This window comes from Rhodococcus sp. NPDC059179 (assembly GCF_042754885.1).
Classification (GTDB): domain Bacteria; phylum Actinomycetota; class Actinomycetes; order Mycobacteriales; family Mycobacteriaceae; genus Rhodococcus_G.
In genome coordinates this window covers 694,308-700,192 of the sequence record NZ_JBHZBV010000002.1, presented here as the reverse complement: position 1 = coordinate 700,192, position 5,885 = coordinate 694,308, and the positions used below count along the sequence as shown (strand labels likewise).

Below are 5,885 nucleotides of genomic sequence, written 5' to 3'. Positions count from 1 at the left end.
GAGGGGCCGTGCTGGCGGCGATTTCGAAAAATTGCTTGTGGCCACCGGCCTGGCGACTGCCAATCTAGGAGGAGATCCATCATGCTTGGACTCATAGTGGGCCTCGGCGGTGCTGTGCTCGGACTCGGACTCGGTCTCGGCGGAGCCGCGCTCGGCCTCGCGTTCGGACTCGGTGGCGCCGTGCTCGGGCTTGGGCTCGGTGCGCTCAGTCTCGGATTCGGACTGTTGATCAGTGACAGAAGCATCAAGTACGACATCGAAAGACTCGCAGGCTGAGTCGCCTGCGATGAACGGGCGCGGCCGGGCGCGGCTGACCGCATGTACCCGGCACCCGGTGGCGTGGCTGCAGTCGACGATCACCCACCGGCGGGGCGTCGCCGCCGATCGTCCGATTCCCGCCGGTGCCACGGAAGTACTCGAACGAATGAACGAGCTGCCGGTCAGTGTGTGGACCTACGGCTTCGATCATCGATCGGTGCGGCACATGGGGCCGATGGCCCAGGACTTCGCGGCCGCGTTCGGCCTCGGATCCTCCGACCGACGGATCGCGATGGTCGACGCGAACGGCGTGTGCATGGCGGGGATACAGGCGCTGTATCGCCGTGTGCTCGCGCTCGAGGCGGAGGTCGCCGAGCTACGAGCGCACCCCCGGTAGGGGACTGTCCGCGTCCGCGGCGACGAAGCCCTCGACGAACACCAGGAACCGCTCGTGCAGCTGCCTGGTCTCCGTCTCGGAGTACAGGTTCGGGTTGGCCAGGAAGTCGATGCGGGTGGCGCCGTCGATCGCCCCGGGATGGACCCGAACGGTCAGGTCCTCGACTCGGCCCGAGCACAGCACATGGAGGTTGCCGTCCAGCGGCCCGAGCGGGATCGCGCTGTCGGCGAGCATCAGCTCGATGGTGGGGCCGAAGGACGCAGCCCGCTCGCCGACCACGCCGGCCTCGCGCGCAATATCTTCCCGGCGGTAGCGCTGGCGGCTCAGCGCGCCCGCGAGCTCCCGGCCGGCGGCACTGCTCGCGTCGCCGACCGTCATGTCCGCGCCCGACGACAGCCGAAGCGGTACCGCGTTGGCGAGGGATCCGCCCGAACGGCGCAGCCCGGCGGTTCCCCGCGCCGGGGTCGGGAGGGTGACCGTGACCTCGTCGCGGCCGGTGTACTGGGCCAGAAAAGCGCCGAACGCGGCGACGATCGTCGGCGCCGAGATGACGGCGTCCTCGCCTGCGGGGGCCAGTTCGCCGCGCACAACGACGGGCTCGGACTGCGCCGGCGCGGCCCTGCCCGCGAACGTGACCGCCTCCGCGACGCCTGCGAGGTGCCCGGCCCACGAGTCGCGGTCCCGCTCGAAGCGGGCAGACTCGCGGTAGGCGGCGTCGGACGCCACGACGGCCTCGAGGTCGAGTGCCTCGGACGGGCAGGCGGCGGCGCCGACGAACGCGTGGGTGTACAGCTCGGCGGAGCGTTCGATCAGCATGCGCAGTCCGTTGGCGTCGAGGGCCACCTGGTGGGCGCGCGCATACCAGTAGGTGTGGTCGTCGCTGATCCGCAGCACGGCAGCGGTGACGAGCTGGTCGGCCGACATGTCGACCGGGCGCGAGTGCTCGTCGCGCATCCATTCCTGCGCGGCTGCGGCCGGATTCGCCTCGCCGCGGAAGTCGACCTGCTCGACGAAGTCGTCGTCGGCCGCGGCGAGGGTCAGGTACGGGTACCCGTCGACCTCGTGCACGTGCAGCCGTCCAGCCCCGAATTCCCGTCCCGCCCAACGGATCGAGTCCATGAGCAGATCGACGTCGAACGTGCCCCGGATATCGACGTACTGCGCAACGGCGATGGGTGCGTCACCGGAGACCCGCTGGGAGAACCAGACCGAGTGCGCTGCGGCGGAAAGGGCGAGTACCCGCGGCCGGGCGCCGCAACCGGAGAACCTGGTGGGCTGCACTGGCTGATTCACGAAACTCTCCCTCGACTCGGGCTTGGTGACCGGGAACTGCTCTGGTCTCAAAGTCTGGTCGGAGGGGGAGGTCGCGGACAGGCACCCAAGCGGTGGTGGGACGAGCCCCGAGGGTGATGGATCTGCCACCCTGGGTGAGGCCCGTCCCGTCCGCGTCAGTACAGCGGGCCGCCGCCGAACGCCGCGCGATGCGAGGTCGGCTGGGCGCCGTCCACGTCGGTGATCCCGTACTCGAGCGCGGTCTCCGCGGTGATCTGGGTGCGTCCGCTGCGCTCGCCGACGTCCGGGTCGCCTGCAAGCGCGACGATCACCCGGCCGATGAACTCCGGCGATTCCGCCTCGGAGAGCGGGAAGCCGGCGAAGCTCTCCATCCCGCTCGCCAGCATGCGCTCGTTGCGCACCAGACCGGGCCAGAAGGACAGCGCCGTGACGCCGGTGCCCTTGAGTTCGACCGCCATGTCCGCCGCCATCTTGTCCAGTGCGGCCTTGGACATCCCGTACAGGACCGAGTGCAGGTAGCCGCGGGTGCCGAACGACGAGATGTTGCCGATCACGCCGGACCCGCGCGGGACCATCAGCTTGGCGGCCTCGACGCTGGCCACGTAGTGCGCCCGGAGCCCGACGCCGATCAGCGAGTCCCAGTCGCTGATCGGGCGCTTCCAGAACGGCTCGGAGAAGCCCGCGAATCCCTTGGGGTGCGCCCAGACGTTGTTCACCAGCAGGTCGAGCCTGCCGTCCTGCTCGTCGGCGATGCGGGCGAACAGCGCCTCGATCTGGGCGTCGTCGGTGTGGTCGCACTGCACCGCGATCCCGGTGCCGCCGCGCCCGGTGACCTCCGCGGCGGCCGCGTCGAGCGGGCCACCGGTGCCGACCTCGCCGCGGGCGGTGACGTACACGGTCCAGCCGTCCGAACCGAGCGCGAGCGCGATTCCCTTGCCGACGCTGCGGCTCGCCCCGGTGACCAGGGCAACCTTCTTGTCGCTCACTGCGCCGACCCCGCGAACTGCCCCTCGCGGACGACGGCGTCAGCGGACAGCGGGCGCGTCAGCGACCAGGTCTCCGTGAAGTGGCACTTCGACATCTTCCACTCACCATCCTCGATCAAGTACTCGTCGTCGTATTCGCCGGTCGTGACGGATTCGGTGTTGTCGAGCAGGTTCACCTGCCGAAAACGGAGCGTCCAGCGGCCGGTGGCGGTGTTCTCCCCTGTGAGGGTGATGTCCGGATGCAGCCCGTGGTGCATGTCGAGGATGACGTGCTTCCCGTCGACCTTGTGCAGCGCGATCTTCTCGAAGATCGCGGCCAGCGGGGCTGCGTCGTCGAACGCGCCGATCCGGCCGTAGTCGATGTCCGCGCCCGAGCGGATGAAGCAGGCGCGGAAGGTCTGCGGGTCCTTGGCGTCGCAGGCCCGCCAGTACCGGTGCTTGAGTTTCTTGATCGCCTCGATCTGTTCGAGGGCGTCGATCCGTTGCGCGAGGTCCAAGGTGCGTCCCGTTCTCTTGTCACTGATCGGTTGTGACCTGGACGATAGGTGGCCGGGGTCACGCCCGCAGCAACGCCTCCCACCCTGCGGGCTGCGGCACACACCTTTTGCCGGGATCACACACGCATTGGGGGTCCAGAACGTGTGTGATCCCGTCAGCGGGTGTGTGATGTGCGAGTGGCCTAACCCCGCGCGGCAGCGGCGGCCTTCAGGATGGCCGCCGACCCCGAGATCGCGGCCTCCAGGGTCTGGCCGAAGGCGCATTCCGAGAGTTCGGCGAGCGCCGGGTCCTCGTCGAAATGCTCGGGTGCCTGCATGGCGAGCAGGATGTTGAGCAGCATTCCCTTCGCGATGAACTCCCGCGCCTTCTCCGGCGTGCACCCCGTTCGGGTGCGGATCTGGGTGTAGATCTCCGACATCGCGGCCCGTGCCTGCGAGCCGATCTCGGGGGTTCCGCCTGCGGAGAAGCCATGCATCATCACCAGCAGCAGGTCGCCGTCGGAGACGAGTTCGCCATAGGACGCTCCGAGGGTGGACCAGAAGTCCTCGCTCTCGGGGTCGATGCCCCCCGGCAGGGCCGCGATCCGGTCGAGTTCCTGGTCGAACGTCGCCACGATGCTCTGCAGCGCCCTGGTGAACACCTCGCGGAAGAGTTCGGCCTTGGTGCCGAACATCCGCACCACGTACGGCTGGGACACCCCGGCTTCCCTGGCCACCGCGTCCGTACTGGTGCCCGCGTAGCCGCCGCGCGCGAATGCCCGTGAGGCCGCGGCCAGTACGAGCTCGCGACGCTCCGGTGCGCTCATCCGGGTCGCGGGGCGGGGAACCGCCGGGTCGCCTTGAACAGACATGTTGACAGGTTATCACTCGATACCTTAGCTTTTAGTAATCATTCGATGCTTACAAGGGGGAGTACTGATGACCGCGACAACCGATCAACTCGACATCCCGACCGAAGGCCAGGGGAGGGCGCCAGCAGGGCGCCGGGTACCGATCTGGCTGGCGATGCTCGCGGCCTCGCTGCCGATGTTCATGGCCACCCTGGACAACCTGGTGATGACAAGCGCGCTGCCCGTGATCCAGGCGGATCTCGGCGCCTCGGTTGGGCAGCTGCAGTGGTTCATGAACGCGTACACCCTGTGCTTCGCGACGTTGATGCTCTCGGCCGCCACCCTCGGCGACCGGTGGGGCAGGCGGCGCATGTTCCTGTACGGCATCGGGCTGTTCACGCTGGCCTCGATCGCCTCCGCGCTGTCCACGACGCCGGAGCTGCTGATCGCGTCGCGGGCAGTGCAGGGGGCTGGCGCGGCGGCGATCATGCCGCTGTCGCTGACCCTGCTGGCGGGCGCGGTGCCCGCATCCAAGCGGGCACTCGCCATCGGCGTGTGGGGCGGCGTGTCCGGACTCGGTGTTGCGCTCGGACCGGTGGTCGGCGGGGCCGTCGTCGACGGCGTCTCCTGGCAGGCGATCTTCTGGCTCAACGTCCCGGTCGCACTGGTCGCGGTGCCGCTGGCCCTGTATGCGCTCAGCGAATCCCACGGTCGGCGCGAGCGACTGGACGTGCTCGGGGTGGTGCTGGCGGGTGCCGGCGTGTTCCTGGGCGTCTGGGGAATCGTGCACGGCAACGACGACGGCTGGACCTCCGCGAGCGTGTTGGGCGCGCTGGTCGCCTCCGCGGTCGCGCTCGGCGCGTTCGTGTTCCGCGAGTCGCGCACCTCGAACCCCGTGATGCCGCTGCGGCTGTTCCGTTCGCGCAGCTTCTCGATGGCCAACATCATCGGGCTCGCGTTCACCCTCGGCATGTTCGGGGCGGTGTTCCTGCTGGCCCAGTACCTGCAGATCGTGATGGGGTACAGCCCCTTCGAGGCGGGACTGCGCACCCTGCCGTGGACGGCCGCGCCCATGGTGGTCGCGCCCATCGCGGGCATCCTGGCGCCGAGGGTGGGCCTGCGGCCGCTGCTGATCGCCGGTCTGACCCTGCAGGCGGCGTCCCTGGTCTGGATGGCACTCCTGCTCGAGCCCGGCGCCGCCTACGGCGAGATGATCCCGGCCTTCGTGATGGCAGGGGTCGGCATGGGCCTGACCTTCGCCCCGAGCGCGACCGCGGTGCTCGTGGACATGGCGGAGGTGGACCACGCGACGGCCAGTTCCGCGAACTCCACCATCAGGGAGATCGGCGTCGCCCTCGGCATCGCGATCCTCACCGCGGTGTTCCTCGGCAACGGCGGCAGCCTCACCCCGACCGGCTACGCGGAGGGGCTGCAGCCGGCCCTGTTCGTCGGCGCGGCCGCTGTCGGGGTGGCCATCATCGCGGCCCTGTTCATGCCCCGCCGAAACCTCTGAAACTCGTCGCCGGAAATGTGTCGCATTCTCGGCCTCGGGAACGACATATGAGTAGAAGCACGAAGGGTCACGAGGAGGTGAGAGCGATGCTGTTGACGCACATGTTGAGCG

Annotated in this window: 7 protein-coding genes; 3 read left to right on the top strand and 4 right to left on the bottom strand. The window is 69.1% G+C overall.

What is annotated here, in order from left to right:
- Positions 1-81: 81 nt before the first annotated feature.
- Together ACFXMV_RS08280 and ACFXMV_RS08275 are read left to right on the top strand one after the other, a co-directional pair.
- Entirely contained in the window at positions 82-276 is a 195-nt protein-coding gene (locus ACFXMV_RS08280; protein WP_378499670.1) for a hypothetical protein, read from the top strand.
- Positions 277-286: 10 nt separating this feature from the next.
- The gene (locus ACFXMV_RS08275; protein WP_378499671.1) at positions 287-655 is read left to right on the top strand and encodes a tail fiber domain-containing protein; all 369 of its coding nucleotides are present in this window, start codon (positions 287-289) and stop codon (positions 653-655) included.
- Here the strand turns inward: ACFXMV_RS08275 and ACFXMV_RS08270 are convergent.
- From ACFXMV_RS08270 to ACFXMV_RS08255, 4 genes are all read right to left on the bottom strand, one after another.
- Positions 635-1,948 carry a condensation domain-containing protein gene (locus tag ACFXMV_RS08270; RefSeq protein WP_378499672.1) on the bottom strand — a complete coding sequence of 438 codons (1,314 nt, stop codon included), beginning with the start codon at positions 1,946-1,948 and terminating at the stop codon, positions 635-637. The two genes, ACFXMV_RS08275 and ACFXMV_RS08270, sit on opposite strands and share 21 nt — an antisense overlap.
- Before the next feature lie 155 nt (positions 1,949-2,103).
- On the bottom strand, positions 2,104-2,934 hold the full coding sequence (locus tag ACFXMV_RS08265; protein ID WP_378499673.1) for an SDR family NAD(P)-dependent oxidoreductase: 831 nt from the start codon (positions 2,932-2,934) through the stop codon (positions 2,104-2,106).
- Entirely contained in the window at positions 2,931-3,431 is a 501-nt protein-coding gene (locus tag ACFXMV_RS08260) for a nuclear transport factor 2 family protein (protein WP_378499674.1), read from the bottom strand. The genes ACFXMV_RS08265 and ACFXMV_RS08260 overlap by 4 nt, the downstream gene beginning before the upstream one ends.
- A 182-nt stretch (positions 3,432-3,613) precedes the next feature.
- Positions 3,614-4,282: a TetR/AcrR family transcriptional regulator gene (locus ACFXMV_RS08255; protein WP_378499675.1), complete on the bottom strand. Its 669-nt coding sequence runs from the start codon at positions 4,280-4,282 to the stop codon at positions 3,614-3,616.
- A 67-nt stretch (positions 4,283-4,349) separates the two neighbouring features.
- On the opposite strand from ACFXMV_RS08255, the gene ACFXMV_RS08250 reads away from it, so the two are divergent.
- On the top strand, positions 4,350-5,774 hold the full coding sequence (locus ACFXMV_RS08250; RefSeq protein WP_378499676.1) for a DHA2 family efflux MFS transporter permease subunit: 1,425 nt from the start codon (positions 4,350-4,352) through the stop codon (positions 5,772-5,774).
- Positions 5,775-5,885 lie beyond the last annotated feature (111 nt).

What these genes read in the sequence shown, in the direction of transcription:
- ACFXMV_RS08275 (WP_378499671.1), top strand. Translation starts at nt 287, where the DNA reads ATGAACGGGCGCGGCCGGGCGCGGCTGACCGCATGTACCCGGCACCCG.
- ACFXMV_RS08280 (WP_378499670.1), top strand. Translation starts at nt 82, where the DNA reads ATGCTTGGACTCATAGTGGGCCTCGGCGGTGCTGTGCTCGGACTCGGA.
- ACFXMV_RS08255 (WP_378499675.1), bottom strand. Translation starts at nt 4,282, where the DNA reads ATGTCTGTTCAAGGCGACCCGGCGGTTCCCCGCCCCGCGACCCGGATG.
- ACFXMV_RS08250 (WP_378499676.1), top strand. Translation starts at nt 4,350, where the DNA reads ATGACCGCGACAACCGATCAACTCGACATCCCGACCGAAGGCCAGGGG.